The 25,957-nt window shown below is 63.4% G+C and carries 20 protein-coding genes; 7 read left to right on the top strand and 13 right to left on the bottom strand.

Annotated features, from left to right (window positions below; translation table 11 throughout):
* Positions 1 to 20: 20 nt before the first annotated feature.
* Together CUV01_RS07175 and CUV01_RS07180 are read left to right on the top strand one after the other, a co-directional pair.
* A complete protein-coding gene (locus tag CUV01_RS07175; RefSeq protein WP_101459870.1) occupies positions 21 to 1,886 on the top strand; it encodes an autotransporter assembly complex protein TamA in 1,866 nt (621 codons plus the stop codon).
* Entirely contained in the window at positions 1,886 to 6,688 is a 4,803-nt protein-coding gene (locus tag CUV01_RS07180; RefSeq protein WP_101459871.1) for a translocation/assembly module TamB domain-containing protein, read from the top strand. The genes CUV01_RS07175 and CUV01_RS07180 overlap by 1 nt, the downstream gene beginning before the upstream one ends.
* A 59-nt stretch (positions 6,689 to 6,747) precedes the next feature.
* On the opposite strand, the gene CUV01_RS07185 is transcribed toward CUV01_RS07180, so the two are convergent.
* A complete protein-coding gene (locus CUV01_RS07185; RefSeq protein WP_232962581.1) occupies positions 6,748 to 8,313 on the bottom strand; it encodes a PAS-domain containing protein in 1,566 nt (521 codons plus the stop codon).
* An 82-nt stretch (positions 8,314 to 8,395) separates the two neighbouring features.
* Positions 8,396 to 9,676 (bottom strand): ActS/PrrB/RegB family redox-sensitive histidine kinase, encoded by a 1,281-nt coding sequence (locus CUV01_RS07190; RefSeq protein WP_101459873.1) that lies wholly within the window; start codon positions 9,674 to 9,676, stop codon positions 8,396 to 8,398.
* 161 nt (positions 9,677 to 9,837) lie between these two features.
* On the opposite strand from CUV01_RS07190, the gene CUV01_RS07195 reads away from it, so the two are divergent.
* From CUV01_RS07195 to CUV01_RS07205, 3 genes are all read left to right on the top strand, one after another.
* Complete coding sequence (locus CUV01_RS07195) at positions 9,838 to 10,467, top strand: SCO family protein (protein ID WP_101459874.1); 630 nt, start codon at positions 9,838 to 9,840, stop codon at positions 10,465 to 10,467.
* Positions 10,468 to 10,526: 59 nt separating this feature from the next.
* Positions 10,527 to 11,078 (top strand): ActR/PrrA/RegA family redox response regulator transcription factor, encoded by a 552-nt coding sequence (locus CUV01_RS07200; RefSeq protein WP_101459875.1) that lies wholly within the window; start codon positions 10,527 to 10,529, stop codon positions 11,076 to 11,078.
* 64 nt (positions 11,079 to 11,142) lie between these two features.
* A complete protein-coding gene (locus CUV01_RS07205) occupies positions 11,143 to 11,466 on the top strand; it encodes an H-NS histone family protein (protein WP_422385868.1) in 324 nt (107 codons plus the stop codon).
* A 69-nt stretch (positions 11,467 to 11,535) separates the two neighbouring features.
* Here CUV01_RS07205 and CUV01_RS07210 read toward each other — a convergent pair whose 3' ends face one another.
* The 3 genes from CUV01_RS07210 to CUV01_RS07220 all read right to left on the bottom strand — a co-directional run bounded on the left by CUV01_RS07210 (position 11,536) and on the right by CUV01_RS07220 (position 13,296).
* Entirely contained in the window at positions 11,536 to 12,156 is a 621-nt protein-coding gene (locus CUV01_RS07210) for an HD domain-containing protein (RefSeq protein ID WP_101459876.1), read from the bottom strand.
* 18 nt (positions 12,157 to 12,174) lie between these two features.
* On the bottom strand, positions 12,175 to 12,702 hold the full coding sequence (gene secB / locus CUV01_RS07215; protein ID WP_101459877.1) for a protein-export chaperone SecB: 528 nt from the start codon (positions 12,700 to 12,702) through the stop codon (positions 12,175 to 12,177).
* A gap of 81 nt (positions 12,703 to 12,783) precedes the next feature.
* The gene (locus CUV01_RS07220; protein ID WP_101459878.1) at positions 12,784 to 13,296 is read right to left on the bottom strand and encodes an FxsA family protein; all 513 of its coding nucleotides are present in this window, start codon (positions 13,294 to 13,296) and stop codon (positions 12,784 to 12,786) included.
* Positions 13,297 to 13,407: 111 nt separating this feature from the next.
* On the opposite strand from CUV01_RS07220, the gene CUV01_RS07225 reads away from it, so the two are divergent.
* The gene (locus tag CUV01_RS07225; RefSeq protein ID WP_101459879.1) at positions 13,408 to 14,064 is read left to right on the top strand and encodes a Tim44/TimA family putative adaptor protein; all 657 of its coding nucleotides are present in this window, start codon (positions 13,408 to 13,410) and stop codon (positions 14,062 to 14,064) included.
* Positions 14,064 to 14,648: a Smr/MutS family protein gene (locus CUV01_RS07230; RefSeq protein WP_101459880.1), complete on the top strand. Its 585-nt coding sequence runs from the start codon at positions 14,064 to 14,066 to the stop codon at positions 14,646 to 14,648. Before CUV01_RS07225 ends, CUV01_RS07230 begins: the two co-directional genes overlap by 1 nt.
* A gap of 162 nt (positions 14,649 to 14,810) precedes the next feature.
* On the opposite strand, the gene CUV01_RS07235 is transcribed toward CUV01_RS07230, so the two are convergent.
* From CUV01_RS07235 to tsaE, 8 genes are all read right to left on the bottom strand, one after another.
* Positions 14,811 to 14,990 (bottom strand): PLD nuclease N-terminal domain-containing protein, encoded by a 180-nt coding sequence (locus CUV01_RS07235; RefSeq protein WP_101459881.1) that lies wholly within the window; start codon positions 14,988 to 14,990, stop codon positions 14,811 to 14,813.
* Positions 14,991 to 15,048: 58 nt separating this feature from the next.
* Positions 15,049 to 16,356 carry an ATP-dependent protease ATPase subunit HslU gene (hslU, locus tag CUV01_RS07240; protein ID WP_101459882.1) on the bottom strand — a complete coding sequence of 436 codons (1,308 nt, stop codon included), beginning with the start codon at positions 16,354 to 16,356 and terminating at the stop codon, positions 15,049 to 15,051.
* Between the two features lie 60 nt (positions 16,357 to 16,416).
* Positions 16,417 to 16,974, bottom strand: coding sequence for an ATP-dependent protease subunit HslV (gene hslV, locus CUV01_RS07245; RefSeq protein ID WP_101459883.1), 558 nt, complete (start codon positions 16,972 to 16,974; stop codon positions 16,417 to 16,419).
* A 161-nt stretch (positions 16,975 to 17,135) separates the two neighbouring features.
* Positions 17,136 to 17,456 (bottom strand): thioredoxin, encoded by a 321-nt coding sequence (gene trxA / locus CUV01_RS07250; RefSeq protein WP_101461925.1) that lies wholly within the window; start codon positions 17,454 to 17,456, stop codon positions 17,136 to 17,138.
* A 59-nt stretch (positions 17,457 to 17,515) separates the two neighbouring features.
* Entirely contained in the window at positions 17,516 to 20,902 is a 3,387-nt protein-coding gene (addA, locus tag CUV01_RS07255; RefSeq protein WP_101461926.1) for a double-strand break repair helicase AddA, read from the bottom strand.
* Positions 20,895 to 23,846 (bottom strand): double-strand break repair protein AddB, encoded by a 2,952-nt coding sequence (gene addB / locus CUV01_RS07260; RefSeq protein WP_101459884.1) that lies wholly within the window; start codon positions 23,844 to 23,846, stop codon positions 20,895 to 20,897. Before addB ends, addA begins: the two co-directional genes overlap by 8 nt.
* Positions 23,836 to 24,522 carry a nucleotidyltransferase family protein gene (locus CUV01_RS07265; protein WP_422385869.1) on the bottom strand — a complete coding sequence of 229 codons (687 nt, stop codon included), beginning with the start codon at positions 24,520 to 24,522 and terminating at the stop codon, positions 23,836 to 23,838. Before CUV01_RS07265 ends, addB begins: the two co-directional genes overlap by 11 nt.
* Positions 24,510 to 25,937 carry a tRNA (adenosine(37)-N6)-threonylcarbamoyltransferase complex ATPase subunit type 1 TsaE gene (gene tsaE, locus CUV01_RS07270; RefSeq protein ID WP_101459885.1) on the bottom strand — a complete coding sequence of 476 codons (1,428 nt, stop codon included), beginning with the start codon at positions 25,935 to 25,937 and terminating at the stop codon, positions 24,510 to 24,512. The genes CUV01_RS07265 and tsaE overlap by 13 nt, the downstream gene beginning before the upstream one ends.
* Between the last annotated feature and the right edge of the window lie 20 nt (positions 25,938 to 25,957).

The following is a 25,957-nucleotide window of genomic DNA, read 5'->3' on the forward strand; positions in this document are numbered from 1 at the left end:
AAACAGGCAGGGCAGGATAGATGAAGCTTTTTCGGGCTGGATTGATTGCGTCGGTGGCCTTGACGGTGCCTGCGCTGGTATTCGCACAGTCTTCATCACCATTTTCGGGCCTTTCCGGGCTATTTGGCGGCAATAGCGAAGCCGACGGTCCGGTCAAACTGGATATCTCTGTTTCCGGCGACGATGACGCGCTGATCCGGCAAGTACGCAATACCTCATTGATTTCGGCGGCATTGTCCGAGGGCCGAAGCACCGGTCAGGACGTGCTGGCGGCGGCCCGCGCCGATTATGCCCGCATTCTGGGCCTGATGTATGATGAGGGGTATTATTCGGCCATCATCAATATCACGCTGGACGGTGTCGAGGCCGCCGAGGTTGCGCCGCTGGACGCGCCAGAGGTGGTCAACAACGTGGTGGTGGCGGTGGAATCCGGTCCGCGCTTTACCTTTTCGCGCGCAGAGATCGCCCCGGTCGCGCAACAATCGGATATCCCCAGCGACTACGCGGTGGGCGAGCCCGGCGGCACCGGCACGATCAAGTCGGCCGCGCTGGCTGGTGTGGATGGCTGGCGCAATTCCGGTTACGCCAAGGCCGATATTGGCGCCCAGGACATTGTCGCAGACCACGATCAGAACGCAATCGACAGCCGCATCGGGCTGGCTCCCGGACCTGTCGTGACCTTTGGCAAGCTGAACATCAGCGGCTACGAGCGCATGGACCCGCGTCGCCTGCGCAAGATCGCCGGCTTCCCCGAGGGCGAGCGCTTTGACCCCGAAGAACTGGACACGGTGCGCAAGCGCCTGCGTCGCAGCGGCGTCTTTTCGGCGATCACGCTGGAAGAGGCAGATGTTCTGGGCGCCGGTGATACCATGGATGTGGCGCTGACGGTGGTCGAGCAAAAGCCCCGCCGAATCGGTGCAGGGTTCGAGATCTCGAATACCGACGGCGCCATGGTTTCGGCCTATTGGATGCATCGCAACCTGCTGGGCGGCGGTGAGCGCCTGCGGATCGACGGCGAAGTCTCGGATATCAGCTCTGATGTCAGCGGGCTGGATTCCGAGTTCAAGCTGCGTCTGGACCGGCCCGCGACCATCACCGCCGACACGACCGCTTATTTCGAGACCACCGTAACCCGCAGGCGCGAAGAGGATTACGATTCCGACACCGGCGCGATTGCCTTTGGTCTGAATCACATCTTCAGCGATCGGCTGACTGCGGATATCTCGATCCTCTATGGCAAATCGCGCGTGACCGATGCCAACGGGACCAGCGATTTCGAGGTGATCGCGCTGCCGATGAATGTCGAATGGGACATGCGTGACGAACCCACCGATGCCAAGAGCGGCTATTGGCTGTCGGGCGACGTCGTGCCCTTTGTTGGGCTCAAGGAAACAGGCAGCGGGGCACAGGTGCAGGGCGAGGGACGGGGCTATGTCTCGTTCGGTGAAGATGATCGCATTACCGTCGCCGGCCGCGCGCGGTTGGGCACTGTGCTGGGCTCGGACATTGGCGAAACGCCCCGCGAATATCTGTTCTATTCGGGTGGCGGCGGCTCGGTCCGCGGCCAGCCTTTTGAATCGCTTGGCGTTGATGTCATTCCCGGCCCCGATGGCCCGATCCGCACCGGCGGCCTCAGCCTGGCCAATGTAAACGCGGAGCTGCGTTTTCAGGTGCGCGAACGCATCGGGCTGGTTGCCTTTGCCGATTTCGGTCAGGTCTGGACCGAGGGCAGTTTTCAGGGCGACAGCAACAATCACGCCGGCGCGGGGCTTGGTATTCGCTACAAGACACCGATCGGCCCGCTGCGCTTTGACCTCGCCGGTCCGGTATCCGGCGATACCGGCAATGGCGTGCAGCTTTACCTTGGTCTGGGACAGGCATTCTGATGATGATACGGAAAATCCTCGTTCTTCTGGCGCTGATCATGCTGCTGCCGCTGTCACCTGCACGGGTGGCCGCGCAGGACAGCGCCGCCGAAATTTCCGAACAGACCGAGGATGATCGCGGCTTCATCACGCGATTGCTGGAAGAGAACCTTTCGGGCGCAGGGCGACAGGTCATCATCGAGGGCTTCGAGGGCGCCCTGTCCTCGCGTGCTACCTATGACAGCATCACCATCGCGGATGCCGATGGCACGTGGCTGACGCTGAATGACGGTGCGATCCAGTGGAACCGCTCGGCGCTGCTGCGCCGCCGGATCGAGATCGCCGAGCTTTCCGCCGCCGAGATCCTGCTGCCGCGCCTGCCAAAAAGCGAACAGCAGGCCACCGCCGAGGCTCAGCCCTTCTCGCTGCCCGATCTGCCGGTCTCGATCAGGATCGATCAGATCCTGGCCGAGCGGGTCGAACTGGGCGAACCCATCATCGGCATGCCCGCATCGCTGAAGGTCAGCGGCACAATGCAACTGGAAGGCGGCGAGGGCACGGCGCAACTGTCCATCGACCGGCTGGACGGCCCCCGCGGCCAGTTCGTGCTGGATGCGGGCTATGCGAATGAAACCCAGACCCTGAGTCTGGACCTGCAACTGGACGAAGACGCCGACGGCCTGCTGGTCAATCTGGTCGATCTTTATGACAAGCCATCGGTCAAGGCGGAAATCTCGGGCCAGGGACCGCTGTCTGACTTTACCGCCGAAATCCAACTGGCAACCGATGGCCAGCCCCGCGTCACAGGCCGGGCCAGCGCCACCGCGCGCGCGGCCGAGGATGGCGCGCCCGGCACCGCGTTCAGGCTGGAACTGGGCGGCGATGTGGCCAGCCTGTTGCCGCCCGATAATCGCGCTTTTTTCGGCCCCAACACGCAGCTGCTGACCGAGGGCTGGCGCGGCGATAACGGGCGGTTGGAACTGCCCGTGCTGATGATCGACACCGATGCGCTGAACGTGTCGGGCTCGCTCACCACGAACGAAAACGGCGCGCCGCAAACCGCGGTGCTGCTGATGACGCTTGGTGCCGATGCCGGTGCGACCGAGGTGCCGGTCGTGCTGCCTTTTGGCGGCGGCGACATGCGCGTGAATGACGGCAGGCTGGAACTGCAATACAACGCCGCCGAAGGCGACGGCTGGCTGCTGTCGGGTCGGGTCGGCCAACTGGATCAACAAGGCGTTCGCATCGGTTCACTGGATCTGGACGGATCAGGGACGGTTGCGCTGGACGAAGGCGAACTGACCGGCATCGACGGCCAGATCCGCTTTGGTGCCCGCCAGATGGACTTTGACGATGCCGCAATGGCGCAGGCCATCGGCGAGAACGTGACCGGCTCGACCGAGTTCCAGTTCACACCCGGCGAAGCACTGCAACTGTCCGAACTGACGCTGGACGGTTCGGATTACGGGCTGGCCGGGCAGATGCTGATCTCGGGGCTTGGCAGTGGCATCACCGTGTCGGGCGATGTCTCGGCCAGCTATGACGACCTGACGCGGCTGTCGCAACTGGCGGGCCGGCCGTTGACGGGCAGCGCACAGGCGGTCGTGTCCGGCGACTATGTCGTGCTGTCGCGCGGCTTTGACGTGAATGTGCGGGTGACGGGAACGGATATTTCGGCGGATCAGGCGCAGCTTGATCGCCTGCTGGCCGGCGAATCGCGCATCAGCTTGCAGGCGCGGCGCGACGAAACCGGCATCACGCTGTCGGAATTTCTGGTCAATGCACAGCGCCTGACCGTCAGCGCCGAGGGCGTTATCAACAGTGATTCCAGCGACGTCAAAGCCTTCATCTCGATGCCCTCATTGTCGGATGCCGATGCCGAACTGGGCGGATCGCTGGAGGCAGAGGCGTTTCTGAACGGCCCCACCGGGCAGCGGCGGCTGACCATCAGCGGTGAGGCCCAAGACCTCAAGACCGGCATTGCCGAACTGGACGGCGCCTTGCAGGGCACCACCAATCTGGCGGTCCTCGCCGGCGAACAGGATGGCGGCTATGTGGTCGAACAGTTCCAGATCACCAACCTGCAGATCAAGGCAACCGGCGAGGGCAATCTGGTGCCCGGCCAGATGGACGCACAGGCCAGTGTGGAAGTGCCCGATCTGACGGTGCTGGAACGCGGCTGGTCCGGCGCGCTGACCGCAAACGCGACGCTGCGCGAAGAGGACGGCATCCGCTTTCTCGATGTGACTGGCAAGGGCAGCGATCTGCGCATGGGGCAGGAAAACGTCGATGGCGCGCTGACCGGCGAAACCGACATTCTGGTCCGGGCCCAACAACAGGGCGACGTCTTTACCATCCGCGAGGCGCAACTGCGCAACGACCAGATGCAGGCGACCGCAGAGGGTGTCTACGGCGCCGGTGAAACGGATCTGTCGGCGGATATGTCGATCCGCTCTCTGGCGGCCCTCGGCCAAGGCTGGAGCGGCTCGCTGCAAGCCCAGGGCCGGGTGCTTGATCAGGACGACGGTTCGCGCTTGCTGGATATCACCGGCAGCGGCCAGGATCTTTCCCTTGGTCAAAGCCAGGTCGACGGCGCCTTGACCGGAGAGACGCGGCTGACGATGCGCGGCACAGAAAAGGACGGCGTTCTCACCATCGATCAGGCTCATATCCTGAACGATCAGGCCGAGATCACCGCCGAGGGCGTGGTCGGCGGCGATCAGACCAACTTCAGCGGTCATATTGATTTCAAGCAGTTGGCAGCTCTGGGCGCGGGCCTGCAAGGCAGTCTGGTCGCGGATGCCAGCGCCGTTGCCGGCAGTGACGGCGCGATACAGGTCGATGTCACCGGCACGGGCCGCGATCTGGCGATGGGCCAACAGGATCTGGATGCGGCGCTGTCGGGGCCAACCGATATCAGCCTCACGGGTGAATTGCGCGATGGCGTGTTCACCATCGAGGATGCCCGGATCGACAACGCCAATCTGGATGCGACCGCGTCCGGTCAGGTCGGCGCAGGCGTGACCGACCTCAGCGCCAATCTGGTGGCGGGCGATCTGCGCTTTCTCGGGAGAGGTGTCTCGGGCGGGGTCAATGTCAACGGGCGGATGCTCGATCAGTCCGGCACGCGTGAGATCACACTCAACGGCACTGCAAACGGGCTTGCCATCGGGCAGCCACGGGTGGACCCCGTACTGGCCGGCCAGACCACGCTGGATCTGGCGGCAACACAGCGGGGCGAGATCCTGACCTTGCAGCGCTTTGTCGCGCGCAACCCTCAGATGAACGTGACGGCCGATGGCAGTCTGCAAACCGGGATCAATCTCAACGCCACGCTGAACAATCTGGCGCTGGTGCAGCCGGGCTTTGCCGGGCCGGCGACGATGACCGGCACCATCCGCCAGCAACAGTCAGACGGCGAGTTTGCCGTCAATCTGGCCACAACGGCACCGGGCGGCACGCGCGCGCAGGTCACCGGCACGGCAACGGGTGATTTTTCAACGACCAATCTGCGGGTGACGGGCGTCAGTGACGCGGCGCTGGCCAATCCGCTGATCCGCACACGGGCGGTCGAGGGGCCGATCAGCTTTGACCTGCTGATGCAGGGCCCTCCGGGTCTGGACGCGATCAGTGGCACGGTATCGCTGAACAATGGCCGCGCGGCCGAGCCAAGGCTGGGCATCACGCTGTCGCCGATCAATGTCACGGCGCAACTGCAAAACGGGCTGATCAATATCAACGGCAGCAGTGGCGTCGAGGCGGGCGGCACGATCCGCGTCGATGGCTCAGTCAATGTCGGCACAGGGGCGCAGGATATCGCGATCAATCTGGACGGCGTCACCCTGCGCGACCCCAACCTCTATGAAACGCAGGTCAGGGGCGATCTGCGGTTCGCCGGGACAGCGGCCGAAGGGCAGCTGATTTCGGGCCGCATCATGATCGACGAGGCCGAGATCCGTATCCCCTCGACCGGTTTGGGCGGCGCAAAGGCAATCCCTGATATCGAGCATGTCGGCGACACCCGCCCCGTACGCGCAACACGCGCCAAGGCCGGGCTGGAGGCCTTTCCCAGCCTCGCCTCTCAGGATGCGGGGATGCGCGGACCAGCGGCGACGCCGCCGGCAAACCCGCCGCGCCTGGACCTGCTGATCGACGCCCCGAACCAGGTGTTTATCCGTGGTCGCGGCGTTGATGCCGAAATGGGCGGACAAATTCGCCTGTCGGGCACCACCCGGAACGTTATTCCGATCGGCACGTTGGAGCTGATCCGTGGTCGGGTCGACCTGCTGGGCAAGCGTTTTGTCCTGACCGAAGGACTGGTCGAGATGCAGGGCAGCCTGGTGCCGGTGCTCCGCCTGGTGGCCGAGACCTCGCAGGACGGCATCACCACCCGCATCATCATCGACGGCGAGGCGCGCAATCCCGACATCATCTTCGAAGCGTCGCCCGACATGCCCGAAGAAGAAGTCCTGTCGCAACTGCTGTTCGGGCGCGGGCTGGACAATATCAGCCCCTTGCAGGCGGCCCAACTGGCCAATGCGGTCGCCGTTCTGGCCGGGCGCGGTGGCGAAGGGATCATCGGCAATCTGCGCAATCAGGTCGGGCTGGACGATCTGGATCTGCAAACAGATGACGAAGGAAATGTGCAGGTGCGCGCGGGCAAGTATCTGACAGACAATGTCTATACCGATGTCGCGGTAGGCGATAGCGGCAAGACGCAGTTGAACCTGAACCTCGACATCTCGGAAAGCCTTCGCGCACGCGGATCAGTCAGCAGCGACGGCGAAAGCACCATCGGGGTCTACTTCGAACGCGACTATTAAGGCTGGTTACCGGGCCCAGGGGCGGATGCCACCAGGCAACGCGCCCTTGGGCCCGTTCGCTATTTCGCGCCAACGGCTTTTTGCTGTCGCGCGCTGTCTTCATCGTTGCCGTTCGACATTGCAGTCGTGTCACCGGGTCGGTCAGGCTGCCGGAAACGCACCAACTGTCGCCCGCCAGACAGGGCGCGGACCGACCATGACAGCAGACCACCATTCGGTGCGGCCATTGCGCCATCGCTGCGGCCCTGCCCGTCCCGGTCAGCCAGCCGATCCAGCAGCGCGGCAAAGCCCGCACCCGCCTCGATCTGACCGCGCCAACTCTGGATCGCGTCGGTCATGTTGCAGCTTTTGTTGCCCCACAGCTGCACATAGGCATCGTTGGACAGCAGAAACTGTCCGTTCGCGCCAAAGACGACCAAGCCATCATCGATCCCGTCCAGCACCAGCGCACCCAGACTGAGATCGGCGCGAAACTTGCGCGTCAGAGAGATCTCGGAGGTGATGTCCTCGAGCAGGAATGCGACAGCGCCATCGGGATGCGGTCGCCCGGTCACACGGTAGGTGCGACCACCGGGCAGCGACCAGGTCTCGACATGGCGGCCCGTGGCGGCGGCGGTTTCCAGATTGTTCATCTGCTGACGCCAGCTGCGATAGTCCTTTGGCTCGGGCACCATGCGCGCATCGCGCAGCTTGTCGAGAAAATCGAACAGCGTTGGCCGTGCTGTCAGAAAACCGGCAGAAAGGCCTGTCAGATCAATCAATGCAGGATTGAACAGTTGCAGATTTCGTTCGCGGTCAAAGATGGCCAGCCCGGTTGGCAGATCGGCAAAGGTCTTGGTCAGGGTCTGCACGAATTCTCGCAGGCCCCGTTCCGCACGGACAGCCGCGTCAGCCGGCAGCGCGAAATACATCGTCTGATCGCCAGAGCGGTGCGCGTGACAATCGAACCACAAAACGGATGTGCCAGTCATCAATTGCGTTCGTCGCGTCAGGCGCGCACTGCCAAGGGGCAGACTGGGCAGGTCGATCAGCCGGGGCAGCGGCCAACTGACCTCGCCCCGCGTGATCTCTTCGGCGCGGATCATATAGGCCGCATTCGCCCAGGTGACCTCGCCGCCGCTGTTCTGCCTCCACGCCAACATCGGCGTCTGGTTCATCGAACTTCGCAGCAGTTCCAGTTCTTCTTCCATGGCCAGCAGCGTCAGCGAGTCGACCAATATCCCTGCGTCCTCTGCATTCGGGTCTGTAATCGTCACACGGGTCGTGCCCTGCGCCAGATCCTCTGCCAGCAGACTAAGCCGCGCGATACCGGTTCCGCCCATGCCGACGACCTCTATCCGGCCTTGGGCAGCGAGGTCAGGCCATCGATGCGACAATTCGGGAAAGCGCGGCTCTAGCCAGGCAATCAACCGCTTCAGATCGGCGGGATCTTCGCCCATCATCCCCAGCAGATTTCTGGCCGGGCCCGTCGCGTCGACCAGCCTGTTACCCCGAAACAAAAAGATAATGGGTTCTGGCCCTTCGATCAGCGATTTCCCACGGGAAGCAGAAGGACGGTTATCGCGCCTGCGATCCAACCAGCGGATCAGCAACAATGCAAAGACCACCGAAAGCGTACCGGACAAGAGAGCCGTCGCGATTATGAATATGCTTTGCATCGTTCAGGTTTTTACCAAGCGCGTTTCGCTATGCCTAGCTTATGGAAGCTTAAGATTTCGTTAAAGGCTCCATATCCAGCCCTCCCTGGCGCGGGTTGATTCCCAATGCCCGCCGCGAATCGGCTGCAATAGCTTTCAGCGGCCAGATCACCGTCACGGTCGCGCCCGGCCCGCCATTGGCAAAGGTCAGGGACGCACCAGATCTTTCAAGCAAGGTCTTGGCGATAAAAAGGCCCAGGCCCATGCCGTCATATCCCGGTCGCTGGCCTGAACTTCTGCGCGATGTCGGATAGGGATCGCCCAATCGCGCAAGCACCGTGGGCGGATAACCCGGGCCGTCATCACCAATGGTGACGACCAGATTGTCGGCAATGACAACGGCACTGACGGTCACGCGCGACGCTGCGAAATCGACGGCGTTCTGTACCAGATTGCGCAGCGCATGGATCACGCCGGGATCGCGACGAACATCCGGGCCGCGGGCTGTGATAACCACCTCCGGGCCGCGATTGGCATGAACACCGACCGCCTGCTCCAGCATCACGCTCAGGGGGGCGCTGTGCAGCAGCAGATCATCCTTCCCGGCCTGACCCATCGCCCTGAGGATCGTGCCGCACCGGTCGACCTCGCGACGCAATTCGGCCAAATCGCCGTCCAGATCGGGACGGTCCGACATTTCGTCGGCCAGTTCACCGGCGATCAGCTTGATGGTGGCCAGCGGCGTCCCAAGCTCATGCGCTGTGGCCGCGACGACGCCGCCCAGATGCTGCAATCTTTGCTCGCGCGCCAGCGCCATCTGTGTCGAAAACAGCGCATTCGACGTCACCGTCAATTCGGCAACGACGCGGTGCGAATAAGTCGCGAAAAAGACGACACCGATCATGACGGCAAACCAATGACCAAGCGCCAGCAGCGGCGGAATCGTCAGGATTGTGCCGTCAGCCAAGCGCAACGGGGCAGCCGACCAGAAGGCCAGCGAGACCAGAACCATCGTCGCCCCGCCAATAGCCAGCGTTTGCCGCCTGGGCAGCGCTGTTGCGGCAATCGTGACGGGCGCAAGAACCAACAGCGCAAACGGATTGGATGGCCCCCCGGTCAGCCATAGCAACATGGCGATCTGCATCATGTCGAAACCCAGTTGTGCCGCAGCGCGGTCATGCGAGACGCGCGCCCAGGGTCCAGCCAGCATCCATGTGTTCATCAACGCGGATGCCGTGATCAGCATCAGCACCGGCCAGATCGCAAAGCGAACGCCGATGGACCAGGCAACGATCACCGCCGCCAACTGCCCGGCAACCGCTGCCCACCGCAAAATGACCAGCGTTCGCATTCGGATGGGCTCGACCCGCGGCGGGTCGGGAAGCAGGGCGGATTGATCAGATGTTGGTGAAGCGGACAAGTAAGGGCCCTTTGGCGACTATCCGAAACTTGATAACCGCGGCTGGATGGGCGATCAATGCGCGCATTTCAAAAGCTTGGGTGAGAATGGCCATGAAACCAGATCGAAAACTGCTGATCGGCGGGCTTGCCGCAACCGTCGTCGCGCTGCTGGCAGGTGGCTGGTGGATCTCGCGCGATAATTCGGGCAATCAATTCGCCCAGTGCCAGCGCTCGGTCGTGTCGGGCGGCATGGAGAGTTTCGGCACCGACTTCACCCTGACCAACGGTGCAGACCAGCGGACGACAAGCCAAGAGGTGTTCAGCAAACCCTCGCTGCTATATTTCGGCTATACGTTTTGTCCTGATGTTTGCCCGATGGACAGCGCGCGGAACGCGGATGCGGTCGAGATTCTGAAAGAACAAGGCGTCGATGTGCAGGCGGTTTTCGTTACCGTCGATCCGGCACGCGACACGCCGGAACTGGTTTCCGAATTCACGCAGCAGTTTTCGCCGGAAATGATCGGTCTTACCGGCTCTGTCGAAGAGATCGACGCTGTCTCAAAGGGCTGGCGCAATTATTACAAGCTGCAAAATGAAGAGGATGACGAGTATTATCTGGTCGATCACATGACCAACACCTATCTGGTCATGCCAGAGCAAGGCACGGTCGAATTCTTTGGCCGCGATACCTCGCCCGATGAAATGGCCGAGCGCACCGCCTGCTTTGTGGGTGCGGTCTGATAACCAAGCGGTCGCACCTGCGCCTGTCGCAGGCGGCGCTGGCAAGGAGAGATGTCACAATGGATGATATTCAGGACAAGATCGGTGACGATCCCTCGCTGCTTTTGGTTGATGACGACGAGAATTTCGTCAAACGGCTGGCTCGGGCAATGGAAAAGCGTGGCTTTGTCCCGACCAGCGCCCTTAGCGTCGCAGAGGCGATGCAGGTAATCAGACGGTCCGCGCCGGCCTATGCGGTCATCGATCTCAGGCTGGAGGATGGCAGCGGCCTCGACGTGGTCGAGGCCCTGCGCGAGGCCCGCGAAGACGCCCGAATTATCGTGCTGACGGGCTATGGCGCCATCGCGACAGCCGTTGCGGCGGTCAAAATGGGGGCGACCGATTATCTTTCCAAACCCGCTGACGCGACGGAAGTAACCTCTGCCTTGCTTTCTATCGGCGAGGTTTTGCCACCGCCGCCTGAAAACCCAATGTCGGCGGATCGGGTAAAATGGGAACATATTCAGAGGGTTTACGAACAGTGTGACCGTAATATTAGTGAAACTGCCCGAAGACTTCATATGCATCGCCGAACTTTACAGCGGATTCTTGCCAAGAGAGAGCCCCGTTAATTATTGTGTGAAACTATTCACTGCCGTGTTATATTGAATATATGGTGGGTGGAATTAGTTATGCATGGACGACAAAATGACTATAAACTTTGATAAGATGTCTCTGAAAGAGATGAAAGAGCTTCAGGGTAAACTGGAACGGGCTATCAACTCGTTCGAGGATCGCAAGCGCCGCGAGGCAATGTCTGCAGTTGAGACAGTCGCGCGCGAGCATGGGTTCAGCCTGAATGACCTGACTGGCGGCAAAACGCGCCGTACAGGGGTTGTTCCGCCGAAATACTCAAACCCTGATGATCCAACGATGACCTGGACCGGCCGTGGTCGTAAGCCTCGGTGGGTACAGGAAAATCTTGAGCAGGGTAAAACCCTGGACGACCTGACCATCTAACGGTCTTGCGATCCGGGCCACGGAACGAGGCATTCCTGTGGCCCGGATTTGCATTGCCGGATACGGGCGTCAGGCCGTTATCCCATCAAGCCGCGATATAATGTCGGCGTGCCGCGCCAGCATGGCCGCGCGAACCTCGGATGGTGGCCGGGGTAATACTTCCAGACCAGATAGTTTATTGTTTCTGAGGGGTTTGAATAGCTTGTTCGCTTCGCTTTCCGAAAAGCCGGCAATCTGAACCGCCTCCAGCCAGGCCGAGATGTGGTCTGCCTGTTTGATCAGCTTTTTAATTGACGCAGGCAGAATAGCAGGCAAACCAAAGCGCTGGTGAATGGCGATGGCCAACCTTTCATCAAGTTTGCCGTAATCTCCGCCCAAAGCGGCTTTTACCGGCGAAATCATATCTCCGATCACATATTCAGGCGCATCGTGCAGCAACGCTGCCAATTGCCAGCGCGGATCGGCAGGCGCGGTCAGTTCGGAAAATATCTGCTCGACCAGCAAGGAATGCTGCGCGACCGAATAGGGCCAGTCGCCCTTGGTCTGGCCGTTCCAGCGCGCCACAAAGGCCAGCCCATGCGCGATGTCCTCGATCTCGATATCAACCGGGGTGGGGTCCAGCAGGTCCAGCCTGCGCCCGGACAGCATTCGCTGCCAGGCGCGCGGCTGAGAGTGTGATGTCCGTGCCATCAGGCCCGCCCGTGGCGATCAGGACAGCTTCTGCCCTTCGGCCGGCTTCTCGGCCTGTGCGCGGCGCGACAGTTCCTGACGGTACAGGGCAACGAAATCGACCGGATCCATGTTGAACGGCGGGAAGCCGCCATCGCGGGTCACGTCCGAAATGATGCGGCGCACAAAGGGAAACAGCATCCGCGGGCATTCGATCATCAGGAACGGATGCAACTGGTCCTCGGGCACGCCCTCGACCAGAAACACCCCGCCATAGTCCAGCTCTGCCAGAAACAGCGGCTGCTGATCGCCACTGTTGACCGACGTCACCTTGAACTTCGAGATCACCTCGTACTGGTTCTCGGTGCCGCGCTTGCGGGCATCCAGGCTGACCTGCACGCTGATTTCGGGCTTAACCTCGCCAGAGGGGGCGCCTTTTTGCGCGACGATGTTCTCAAACGACATGTCGCGAATGAATTGTGCCAGGATCTGCATTTTCACGGGCTGCTGCGCCGCTGGTTGCTGATCTGCAGGGGTCGCGCCGGAATTGGTGCTTTCATCGGCCATTGGTCTGGCTCCTCATCAACTGATTATCGCCGGATCGGCGATCCGGGCTCGCCGCGTTTCTAACAGCAGCGCGGCGCGGCCTCAATGCTGCGTCCAGCCCGATGGCTTGGAGGGCTTGCGATTCGGGTCTGCGGGCTTGGTCGTCGGCATTTCTTCGGGCTCGACGACATAGTCGGCGTCGATCACGCCATCTTCATAGGGCGGACGATGCGGGTCGCGGGGCCGTGCGCCCATCCCCACATGGCTGACCTTGACCCGCTTGCCAGCCTGCCGCAGCGCCCAGGTCCGAAAACCGGGAATCAACAGCAAAAGGCCCGTTGCGTCAGTAAAGAACCCCGGCGTCAGCAACAGCGCACCGGCGAACAGGATCATTGCACCATGCGCCATGGGCTGCGAAGGATCGCGAAATTCCGATATGTTGCGCTGGATCTCGGCCAGGGCGCGACTGCCCTGGCTGCGCATCAGCGCCGTGCCGATCACGGCCGTCAGCAGCACCACCGCCAGTGTCGGCCACAGCCCGATCAGTCCGCCGACCTGGATGAACAACCCGATCTCGATCAGCGGGATGGCTATGAACAAGATGAAAAGCCACATGACGCCCTCCTTTCCCCGGCAGTGAAACTGGACTTGCCGCCGTCCACCACCTACATAATGTCCAACGCCGATGTAGCCAACCTGCCTGCCCAAGATTTGAGGTCCTCCGATATGTCCAGCTCGCTGATCCAGCTACTTGTGCTCGCCGGGATCGCCATCTTTTTGATCCTGCGGCTCAAGAATGTGTTGGGCACCCGCGACGGGTACGAACCCCCCAAGGTCGAGACCCCGCGCGAAGGCCCGCGTCGGTTTGAAGTGATCGAAGGATCGGCCGATCAGGTCGACAACGACATCCTTGATCATGCCGAAGCAGGCAGCCCCGCCGCCGAGGCGCTGACACAGATGAAACTGGTTGAACCGGGTTTCGGCGTCGGCGATTTCCTCACGGGTGCCAAGGGTGCCTATGAAATGATCCTGATGGCCTTTGAACGCGGCGATCTGTCTGACGTCAGAGCATTTCTGACCGACCCCGTCGCGGATGCCTTTCAGTCGGTGATCGACCAGCGGAAACAGGCGGGACAGACGGTCGAGGCGCAGTTCCTGGGAACGCGTGAAACCTCGCTGGCCGGTGCGACCTTTGACACCAGAGACAACGAAGGCGAGATTTCGGTGCAATTCGTGGCCGAGATCATCGCCGCCACGCGCAATGCCGAGGGCGAAGTGATCGAAGGCGATCCCAAAGCATCCCGCAAGCAGCGCGACATCTGGACCTTTGGCCGGCGCATGGGCGAAGACGATCCGAACTGGCAACTGGTTGCGACTGGCTGATGGCGCGAAGGCGCGGGCTTAGCACAGAGGACCGTGAGCTATGGTCCCGCGTTGCCCAGACGGCGACACCGCTGCATCCTGCGCTGAAGAAACGCACGCCCGCCCCGGCCCCTAAGCCGGATAATCGCGGCGCCGATGTGCCAAAATTCAACGTCAAACCCTTTCGCGCCGGCCAGTCGTCGCGGCCCGCGCTTGCACAATCCAGCGCCATGGCGCCCTCGCCGGCCGAGCGGCTGGCCCAGCACGCCCTGCGCATGGATCACAAGACCCATCGCAAGATGCAGCAGGGCAAGCTGCGCCCCGAGGCACGGCTGGACCTGCACGGGATGACCCTGGCGCAGGCACATCCTGAACTGATGCAATTCGTCCTGTCCTGTCAGGCCGCCGGCAAACGGCTGGTGCTGATCATCACCGGCAAGGGTCGCGGCGATCACGGTCCATTGCCCACACGTCCCGGCGCGCTGCGCCATCAGGTGCCCATCTGGCTGCACCAACCGCCACTTGCTGCTGCGGTCCAACAGGTGCAGGCAGCGCATTACCGCCATGGCGGTGAGGGTGCCTATTACGTCTATCTCAGGCGCTAGGACGGCCCATACGATCGAAGCCAGATCTGCCGCTCGCGATCCGACCGCTCAAACGATCATGGATCGCATTTTGAGAAAAGATGGCGGATGATTGTCTTGATCAGCCATGGCGATATAGGTGCCGCCATGGCCCGGTGTAACAATCACCGCGATCGCGCGCCGTCAGCTGGAATAATTGGCCTTCGGACCAGCGAACCACCAGATGATCAGACCCAGCACCGGCAGGAAGGCGACCAGTGCGATCCAAAGGATCTTGGTTCCCGTCGACGCATTGGTGTTGATGATCGAGGCAATCGCCCAGACGTCGAGGGCGAAGATGATGATACCGAAGATATATTCCATGTCGGAGGGTCCCTGAACTGTATAGGGGGCCAACACGCGCGGCCCCCCGCCGGTTCCCTTACAGCACGTAGCGCGACAAATCGGTCGAACGTGACAAATCGCCCAGATGCTTTTCGACAAAATCTGCGTCGACCGTCACCGTCTCACCGCCCTTGTCGGGGGCGCTGAAGGACAGATCCTCAAAGACCCGCTCGATCACCGTATACAGCCGCCGTGCGCCGATATTCTCGATCGCGCCATTCACCTCGGCCGCGATCCGCGCCAGCGCGGCGATGCCGTTTTCGGTGAATTCGACCGTGACCTTTTCGGTCGCCATCAGCGCTGTGTATTGCAGCGTCAGGGCGTTGTCCGTCTCGGTCAGGATGCGGATGAAATCCTCTTCGGTCAGCGCCCGCAACTCGACCCGGATGGGCAAACGACCCTGCAGTTCCGGCAGCAGGTCACTGGGTTTCGCCACGTGGAAGGCACCAGAGGCGATGAACAGGATATGATCGGTTCTGACCGGGCCGTATTTGGTGGAAACCGTGGTGCCTTCGATCAGCGGCAGCAGATCGCGCTGCACGCCCTCGCGGCTGACTTCGCCGCCACGCGCCTCGGTCCGGGCGGCGACCTTGTCGATCTCGTCGATAAAGACGATGCCGTTTTCCTGCACCGATTCCAGCGCCGCGGCCTTGACCACCTCATCGTCCAGCAGCTTGTCAGCCTCTTCCGCGATCAGCAGCTCATAGCTTTCCGATACGGTCACCTTGCGGCGCGTGCGACGCCCGCCAAAGGCCTTCATCAGCCCCGACAGGTCCATCATCCCGCCCATGCCGCCGCCGGGCTGACCGGGAATGTCCATCATCCCAAGCGGGTTGGAGTTGTCCTGCAACTCGATCTCGATGACGGTATCGTCCAATTCACCACGCTTGAGCTTGTCGCGGAACATCTGGCGGGTCCCGTCGCGGGCCTGTTCGCCGGCCAGCGCCTCGATCACCCGATCCTCTGCGGCTGTATGGGCGCGCGCCTTGACGTCCTCGCGCATGCGGTCGCGCGTCTCGATCAGGGCGGCATCGGTCAGGTCGCGGATGATCTGTTCGACATCGCGCCCGACATAGCCCACCTCGGTGAATTTGGTCGCCTCGACCTTGATGAAGGGCGCATTCGCCAGCTTGGCCAGCCGGCGGCTGATCTCTGTCTTGCCGACGCCGGTCGGTCCGATCATCAGGATATTCTTGGGATAAACCTCATCGCGCAGGTCATCGCCCAACTGCTTGCGCCGCCAGCGATTGCGCAGCGCCACCGCAACGGCGCGCTTGGCGTCCTTTTGCCCGATGATAAAGCGGTCCAGTTCGGACACGATTTCGCGGGGGGTCAGGTCGGTCATGATGTTTCTCAGCCTTCAGCCTGCATTGCTTGTCGATTATCGCGAAAGAAGGGCGGCACCCTATTCCTCCAGCACTTCGACCGTCAGATTTCCATTGGTGTAGACGCAGATATCCGCCGCAATCGCCATCGCCTTGCGGGCCACGCCCTCGGCGTCCAGATCGGTTTCCAGCAACCCGCGCGCCGCCGACAGCGCGAAATTGCCGCCCGAGCCGATGGCGGCCACGTCATGTTCGGGCTCCAGCACATCGCCCGCGCCGGTCACAACGTAAATCTGCGCGCCATCGGTGACGATCAGCATCGCCTCGAGGTTCCGCAGGTATTTGTCGGTGCGCCAATCCTTGGCCAACTCGACACAGGCGCGTTGCAATTGACCGGGCGCAGATTCCAGCTTTTTCTCAAGCCGCTCCAGCAGGGTAAAGGCATCGGCGGTCGAGCCGGCAAAGCCCACAACCACATCGCGCCCGCCGGGTTGCAGGCGGCGCACCTTGCGCGCCGTGCCTTTCATCACCGTCTGGCCGACGCTGACTTGCCCGTCACCCGCAACAACCACCTTGCCGCCGCGCTTGACCGCAAGGATCGTTGTGCCGTGCCAGCCAGGAAAGTTTTCATCCGCCATCGTGGGTCTCCGTCTTGCCTGATGCTGAGATATGGGCCGGCGGGCGGCTTCGCAACCCGCATGGCCGAAAGGATAGCTGCCGGTTGGGCCAGGGTCCGGCTTTCACGAAAAAGCCCGCCACGCCAACTCGGGCATGACGGGCTTTCTCGATCTGTATCGGATCAGATGCTTTCGTCGATCCAGCTTTTCAGCGCAGCCTTGGGTGCCGCGCCCATGCGGTTCGAGACGACCTCGCCACCCTTGAACATGAACAGCGCCGGAATACCGCGCACGCCCAGGCCTGCGGCCGTATCGGGGTTTTCATCGACATTGACCTTCACGATCTTGATCTTGCCGGCATATTCTTCCGACAATTCCTCAAGCGAGGGACCGATCTGCTTGCATGGGCCACACCATTCAGCCCAGAAATCGACCAGGACAGGGGTCTCTGCGTTACGAACTTCGGCGTCGAATTCGGCGTCGTTCACGTGGCTGGTTGCCATTTTCATGCTCCTTCAGATGGGTGCCGGCCAAGGCCGGTTTGAATAGGGTCAGGTGACAGCTAGGGTCGCGGCGGCGTCGGGTCAAGGGCTGCCCGCGCCTGATCCAGAACCGCATCGGGCAGCGCCATCAAACTGCGCGTGGCCGTCCACAGCACAGCAGCCGAGACGGGCCTGTCGGGATAAATCAGGCGCAAAGCGTCGCGATACGCCGCCATCTGGCGCAAAATGCCGCTGGGCACGGCCTCGGCAGTGGCGGGCACATCGCTGTTGGATTTGTAGTCGATGGCCAGCACTCGAGCGGGGCCCACGATCAGCCTGTCAACGGTGCCGTGCAGCGTGCCGACCCAATCGAGCGGCGCGGTCAGATCGACCTCTGCCAGCACCGTTTCGCCCGGCTGCGCGGTCATGATCTGCGCCAGATCGGGTGCCGCGATCACGGCACCAGCCTCGGCCAGCAGATCGGCCATGTCATCCGCGCCCGGCAGCCCGCCCTCGGCGCCCGAAAGTGCGGTGCGCGCCAGTTCAGCCCAATCGCCGGGATCGGCGCCGGGGAGGTGCTCTAGCAACAGATGCAGCCGGGTCCCGCGCAGCATGGCGGCCTGCGGATCGGCATTCTCGACCGCCTGACCGGCCAACACCTTGCCCCCGCCCAAGGCCGTCGCTGCAACGGGCGCAGGCGGCCGGGCAGGGCGCGCGGGCCTGACCCGGACCCAATCGGGCAGCGCCGTGGCGTCGGCGCCGTGATCCACCGTCGGCGCGCTATGGCTGGGCCAATGGCCAAAGCTGTACCTCGTAGCCGTACCGATCCCGTCGATCTGGATCGGCTGATGGTCCAGCCCAGCGCCATTCGCACCCTCGGCAATCATCGCATGCCAACTGTCCAGCCCTTCGCCGGTCTCGCCCGCAGCCGCCACGATCAGCCAGCTTTCCGCCCGTGTCATCGCAACATAGAGTAGCCGCCGCCGCTCTTCGTCCTGCCGGGTTCGTTCATGCGCGACCGCTCGTTCGACCGGATCGGGGCGCTGATGCTTGCTGCCGCGCCAGACCGCCGGGCCATCCGGCAAGGTGATTGTCTGCGCCGCCGGCGGAGATTTGCGCTTTGCTGTGTCCGGCAGGATGACAACCGGGCTTTCCAGACCCTTGGCGCCATGCACCGTCATCACCCGGATCAGATCCTCGTCACCACTGCCGGCCTGACGGCGCACCTCGACATCATCCCCGGAAAGCCAGACCAGAAAGCCCGTCAGACTGGGCGTTTCCAATGCCTCATAGGAAAGCGCCTGCGACAGCAATTCGGCAATGCCATCCTCGGCCTCTTGCCCCAACCGCGCCAGCAGGCGTTCCCGCCCGCCATGGCGGATCAGCAACCGTGAGATCAGATCATGGGGCCGCATGTATCCCGCCTGCGCCATCAGGTCGGTCATGATCGCCGTCGCGGCGATGTGATCAGAGGCGCGCAGCCGCTCCCACAGGAATTCGCGCTTGCGCCGGCCATGGGCCAATCGGTACAGCGCATCCTCATCCAACCCGAACAAGGGCGAGCGCAGAGCGGCGGCCAGTGACAGATCGTCCTCGGGCGTATCAACACAGGCCAGCACAGCGCGAATATCGCGCACAGCCAGTTCGGCGGCCAGTTTCAGGCGGTCGGCACCGGCAATCGGCAGTTCGGCGGACTTGCAGGCACGGATGATTTCATCGAACAGCCCCTTGCCCTTGCGGCCCTGCACCAGGATCAGCACATCGCCATATCGCAGCGGGCGCGTTTCGCCGCTGCGGATGTCATGCAGCGGCGTGCCGTGGATCGCCTTGATCTGACTGGCGATCGCATCGGCCAGCACAACTTCGGCCGAGGGCGGCACGGGCTGATCCTGCGGCACCCACCATTCGCCATCCGCAGGCGTCTCGGGTGCGGGTGCAGGCGGCCAGATATCAACACGCCCCGGCAATGCATCGCGAAACGCGATATGGCGCGAGCCTTCGCCCAACCCTTCGGCCGCATCGCCGACGAAAACCGCGTCGACCACCCGCAGGATCGCCGGCGAAGATCTGAACGAATGCTGCAATTCGCGCTGCGCCATGGGTGCCTGCACCTGCGCGAAAGCCTGATCGAACTGCGTGCGCATGGCCTGAAAGACGGCTGTATCGGCACCCTGAAAGGAATAGATCGACTGTTTCGGGTCGCCCACGACAAACAGTGTGCGTTCGCGCGGCACCGCGCCGCTGCCACTGGTGAACTCCTTGGTCAGCCGTTCAATTACCTGCCATTGCTCGGGGCTGGTATCCTGCGCCTCGTCCACGAGGATATGGTCGATGCCACCATCCAGGCGCCACAGCACCCATTGCGCCATGCTGGATTCCGACAGCAAACCGCCAGCACGACGGATCAGGTCGTCAAAATCCAGCCACCCATGATCCAGCTTGCGCACCGCATAGCGACGAGTGAATTCATGGGCAAAACGGTGCAGCGACAGGCTGCGCAGCGCCAGGGTCAGGGAAACCCGATCCGGGCGCGCGGCCTCGACCCGACGCATCAGCGCGTCCAGCTGGTCCATCAGCGGCGCGCAGGGACCGTTTTGCAGGGCCTTGGTCGGGAACTTGCCCAGCTTGGCAGCAAAAGGCTCTTTGGCGCCAGAACCGTTCAAAAGCACATCTTCCAACATCGCCAGTTCGGCCAGCCCAGGTGCTGACCAACGGCCCTGTCCCAGCCGGACGCCAGCGCGCCGGTCGGTGGGGCCACTGGCAAGCAGCGGCGGGATCAGCGACGCGATCAGATCTGCCTCACCGCCCAGCAGAACACGCGACAGCAGACGGCGTTCATCCACATCCGCGGCCAGGCCGTGCGCCGCCCACAACGCATCAGCGTCAGGCGGGCCGGTATGGGCCGCCTCTGACAGTCCCGCCAAAAAGCGGTTCAATTCATGCCCGCTGTGCAAAGCCGTCAGATCAGCGATGACGGGATGTCCCTCTTCTGCCATTTCCTCGACGATCTCGGCACGAAGGACGGCGGCGCTACGGTCATCCAGTTCCGCGAACCCAAGCGGCACGCCCGCCTCTAGCGGAAAGCGGCGCAGCAAGGCCGCACAAAAGCTGTGGATGGTCTGCACCTTCAGCCCGCCGGGCGCCTCGATTGCCTTGGCGAACAGACGCCGGGCTTCGGTCAGATCGGCGGTGTCGTCTTCGCCCAATGCGGACAGGGCGGCGCGCAAATCGGGTTCCGGCAACATCGCCCATTCACCCAGCCGGCGCAGCAGCCGGTTCTGCATCTCGGTTGCAGCGGCCTTGGTATATGTCAGGCACAGGATGCGTTCCGGCCGCGTGCCGCGCAGCAGCAGCCGTGCAACCCGGTCGGTCAGCACCCGCGTCTTGCCCGAACCGGCATTGGCCGTCAGCCAGGTCGAGGCCCTCGGATCAGCCGCCTCAACCTGGTTCTGCGTCGCGCTATCCATCGCCGCCAACCTTTCGCGGCTGCGCCGGGTCCGACAGATCCCATTCGCCAAACCGTGCAAGATGTTCGTAATCGCCGGCAAAGCGGGACGTGGTCCCTGACCGCATCGCGGCAAAGCCAGCATCGCCCGACAGATAGGCTCTGATCAGGCTGACAAAGCGGTCCCAGAAATCGCCCATCAGATCGCCGGGTAGGCTGCGGTCATGCGTCTCGCCCTTGTCGCCCAGCTGGATATAGCTGATGCCCGCGACCTCGGACGGGCCGATGCTGTCAAAGGCCCCGTTTTCGACCATCACCGCCTCTAGCAGCAGCTGCTTTTCGCTGGCTTCGATATCGCTATCTTTCGGCGGCGCTCCGGATTTGTAGTCATAGACCTGCGCCCGCCCGTCGTTCAGCATGTCGATCCGGTCAGGCTTGGCCGTCAGCACCAGTCCGGTATCGGCCACGGCCATCTGCTGCTGACGCTCGATCACGGCGGGATGGCCCAGTTGCAACCGCGCCAACTCATCCGATACCAGCCGCTCGGCGATCCCGGCAATGCGGGCCAGCCAGAAGGCGCGGGCCGAGGGCCAGGGAACCTGCTCGTCCAGCACCTCGCCTGTGATGTGCAGCAACCGTGCCTTCAGCGTCTCGGGTGGAGTGTCGGCATCCGGGCGCGATTCCAGCAGGCACTGCACGATCATGTGCAGGGCTGTCCCGCGCAGCATCGCATCGGGTTCGGGTCGCAGCGGATCAAGCGCGCGCAGCCCCAACACGCGCTTGGCATAGATCGCATAAGGGTCGCGGATCAGCGTTGCGACATCGGTGGCCGACAGTTTCGTCAACGCGGGCGCGGGCGGGATCGGCGCGGGGCGCCTGGCCGGATCAACGCGCGCCTCGGGCCGGGCCAGCGCAGCAGCCATCGCCAGCCAATTCCCGCCCCGCGCCCGCATCTGCGCCAGCGCGGTCTTGCCACCCTGATCGGGCAAACCGTCCAGCAGGTTGGTCAGCCGGTTCAGCCAGCGCGAGGGTATCGTCTCGGCGGTGTCGTCCCGCCGTGCCCGCGTCAGGATCACCCGATCCGCGCCCATGCCTTGCTGAAAATCATGCGCAGCCAGTCCGATGCGCCGCTCGGGCAGGGTCAGCCCCGCCTCCAGCCGCATCTGCCGCGACAGCCAGGGATCGGGCTCCAGCGATCCGGGCCAGCCGCCCTCGTTCAGACCGGCCAGAATGACCGTCCCGTGGGCGTTTGTGCGTGCCTCTCTTGGGCCGCGAAAACGGATCAGGTGGTTGAAGGCAGGGTCGGCGCGCACCGCCAATGGCTGCATTTCGGTGCGCAGCAGGTCGGCAAAATCGCCCGGCCGCATCGGCGGCCCCTGATCGGCATGTTCCGTCAGATGTGCCAATAACGACTGCGCCTGCGCGCCATCATCGCCCTGCCACAGCCGCGAGGCGGCGACCTGCCCACCCGGCCCCGCGGCCAGATCGCTGGCCAGCGCCAGATGATCCGCCGCGCGATCGGCCAGTGGCCTTGCTGCGCGATCATCGGCCAGGGCGCCGATCCGGTCCAGCACCGCCGCCAGCCATTCAGCCCAGACCTTTTGCAAGGCATCGCCACGCGTCGCCCATTCGCGCAATTCGTCGCCATCCGGAAAGACCGGCCCTTCGCGGCGCAGTTTCAGCTCCAGATCCCGCGTCAGGCGCAGCAAATCGTTGCGGCCAAGCTGATCCGAGCCGCTGGCCGTCACCGGATGCTTGAGCAGCCCGAGCAGCGCGTCGATGGTCAGCGGCTGGCCAAACAGACCCGCGACCTGCCGCAGAAACAGCCCCGGTGCAGTCATCGGCAGTGGCTGGCCCGCGCTGTCATCGGGCACCAGATGCCAACGATCCAGCGCCGCCGTGACACGGCGAACCAAGCCCCCATCTGCGCAGATCAAGGTGATCGGCAGCATGCGCTCTACCGCGTCGCGCATGATCAGGGCGATGGTTTCGGCCTCCTGGCCAAGCGTATCAGCCTCGATCAGGGTCAGTTCATGCGTCGCAGGTTCCAGATCGCCCAACATCGGACCGTCGGCGATCCACTGTTCGGTCACCGGCGCGGGTCGCAGGGCCAGCGACATCAGCGCATTGCGTTCGGGTACGGGCGCTGCGCGATCCGTCCAGCGGGACGGATAACCGGCAGCCCGGATCAACGGGGCAAAGCGCGCCTGCGGGTGATCCTCGGCGGTGTGGTCCAGCCCGTCCCAGATCGCGTCTGGCTGATCGAAATCGAAGCCGGGCAGGACCACGGCGCCATTGGGCAGCGACGCCACCGCCTGCATGAACAGCCGCGTTGCCCCATGCGATCCGGTCGAGCCCGCGACAAACACCGGCGCAGCGGGCAGATCGCGCCCCTCGGCCCAGTTCGCCGCTACCGACTCGGCCGCTGCGCGCTGGCGAGCAGCACGGTCCACCGGCGGCTCACGCAGATAAAACCCGGCGGCAATGCCCAGAAACTGCAGCGCGTTCTGCCAGTGCCTCGCATGCTCGCCGGGGTCGATGCGCGACAGGGCATCCGGGCCGCAACCCTCGGTCTGCATCTCGGTCATCAGTTCCGACAGTGACTGCGCCAGTTCAGGGATCGAGTGCCCCGCCGCCAGATCCTGCCGCTGCAGCGACAGTCCGGCAACCAGACGCCCCAGTTGCAACCGCCGCGCCAAGGGTGCCTCCAGCGGTGCCATTGCCGCCGCCGGCCCCGCGCCCAGATCGGTCACGATACGCAAACGTGGCAAAAGCAGCGCGCCACAGGCGTCAAAGGCGGCCTTGATCGCGGTCAGCGTACGTCCGGAATTGGCGTAAATGGTTGCGCGGGCGATGGCTTCGGGCGGTTGGCCCGCCATCCGGTCCAGAAAGCCTGCCACGAATTCCTGCGCGAAATCGACGCCCGGCGGCAATGCGAACAGGCCCGGTTGCCAATCAGCCGCCATTCAGCATGGCCTCGGCCAGAGGGATCGTTTCGGGCCGTCCCAGATCGCACCATTGGCCGCCATAGACTGTGCCAAAGGCGCGGCCTGCGGCGATCTGCAGATCCCACAGCTTGTTCAGCGAAAAGACCTGGTCTGGTATCTCGGCCAGCCGTGCGGGGTTCAGCATCTGAACACCGCCATAGACCAGATCGCCCTTGCGCATCAGTCGGCCCGCATCATCGGTGCTGAAGTCACCGCCGCCAACGCGCCCTGTCGTCTGCGCCAAGGGCACCAGCATCAACAAGGCATCCATGCGCGCGCCGTCCCAGGCAGCGTGCAGCGCCGCAACCGGGTTCGCCCCGCGCCAGACCACATCCGGGTTCAGTGTTACCACCGGCCCCTCGCCCAGCAAGGGCAGGGCCTTGCGCAACCCGCCGCCGGTGTCCAACAGCAGATCAGCCTCGTCGCTTATCGCGATGTCCTGACCGGCCAGATGGTCGGCGATCATCTGGCCCTTGTAATGGCTGTTCACCACGATCGGCCCGGCCCCGGCCTCGCGCGCAACGAACAGGGCGCGATCCAGCAGCGTCTGCCCACCGACCTCGATCAGGGGTTTGGGACGGTCGTCGGTCAAGGGCCGCATGCGCGTGCCCAGCCCCGCGGCAAACAGCATCAGCGGCGCGGTCAGGCGTTGCATCGTGCGGCTATCCTGTCGGTGATTTCTGTAGTTGGCGCGGGCAGATCGTTCACGATTGCGGCCAGCGGCGCAAGGGCGGGATGCGCCAGATTGCGCCCGATATAGCCCCACACGCGCGGCATGAATGCAAGATAGCGCAACTTGCCATCGCGCAGCGCCAGCCGCGCGAATATCCCCATGATCCGCAGGTTACGCTGCGCACCCAACAACGCATAGGCAGCGCGGAAACGCCGGGCATCCGCCCCTGTTGCCGCGATGTAGCGGTCGATCATCGCGGTCTCGATGGCTGGATCAACGTCGCGCCGCGCATCCTGCAATGCCGAGACCAGATCATAGGCCGGATGCGCCGCCACCGCGTCCTGGAAATCCAGCAGGCCCAGCGGATCCTCACCGCGCCAGATCAGGTTTTCGGCGTGAAAATCGCGCAACGACAGCACCGGCGCTACGTCTGCACATAACTGCGCATGCAGATCGCGGATCAGCCCGGAAATGGCCTGTGCGGGTGCAGGGTCTGTCCCTGCTGCCTGCGGATACCATTCCGCGAAAAGACCGACCTGATGGGCCAGTTCCGGCCCGTCCAGTGCCATCACATCCGGCGGCGCGTGGCGGTGCAGATCAATCAGCAGATCCGTGATCCGCTCATAGATTGGCCGGGCCAGTGCCGGATCACGTTCCAGCACCCGTGCGACCAGATCATCGCCCAGATCCTGCATCAGCAGCAGCCCCGCAGGCGGGTCCTGCGCCAAGATCTGCGGCGCAAGCAAATCGCGCTGCCGCAGCCAGGCGGTCATGGTCAGATAGGCGGCGGTGCTGCCGGGCGGTGAGTCATCCATCAATACGGCGCTGTCTGCGTCACGCGACAGCCGGAAATAGCGCCGAGCCGAGGCGTCCCCGGCCAATGGCACGGCGCGCGCATCGTCCCAGCCTGCCTGATGCAGGAACCCGGCGCGCTGGACCGCCCTGGCAATGTCGGGCCAGTCCTCGGTCTGCCCATGCAAGGAAATATGACGCAATCCGGGCTCATCTGCCTGCGCGATCCGCAGCCACAGCGCGCCTGCTGGCGCCTCGCCCATGCGATCGGGCCATTCGATCAGCACCACGCTGTCGGCCATCGCGTCATCCAGCCCCAGTTCTTCCAATTCCGACACATCGCCAAGTCGATACAGGTCCGCGTGCCAGATTTCGGTGCCCGACGGATCGTCATATGTCTGGACCAGAGTAAAGGTCGGGCTGGGCACGTCCTCGACCAGATCACCCTGACGAGCCTGAATAAAGGCGCGGGCGAAATGCGTCTTGCCGGCGCCGACCGGCCCATCCAGCAGGATCGCCTGACCGGGCCGCAGCATCGCGGCCAGCATCCGGGCAAGGGCAGAGGTCATCGCCTCATCGGCGGTCAGATCGGCAAGCAGTGTCATGGATGAGGTTCTAGCCGCTG

Origin of the sequence: Paracoccus tegillarcae, assembly GCF_002847305.1 — a bacterium.
Classification (GTDB): Bacteria; Pseudomonadota; Alphaproteobacteria; order Rhodobacterales; family Rhodobacteraceae; genus Paracoccus; species Paracoccus tegillarcae.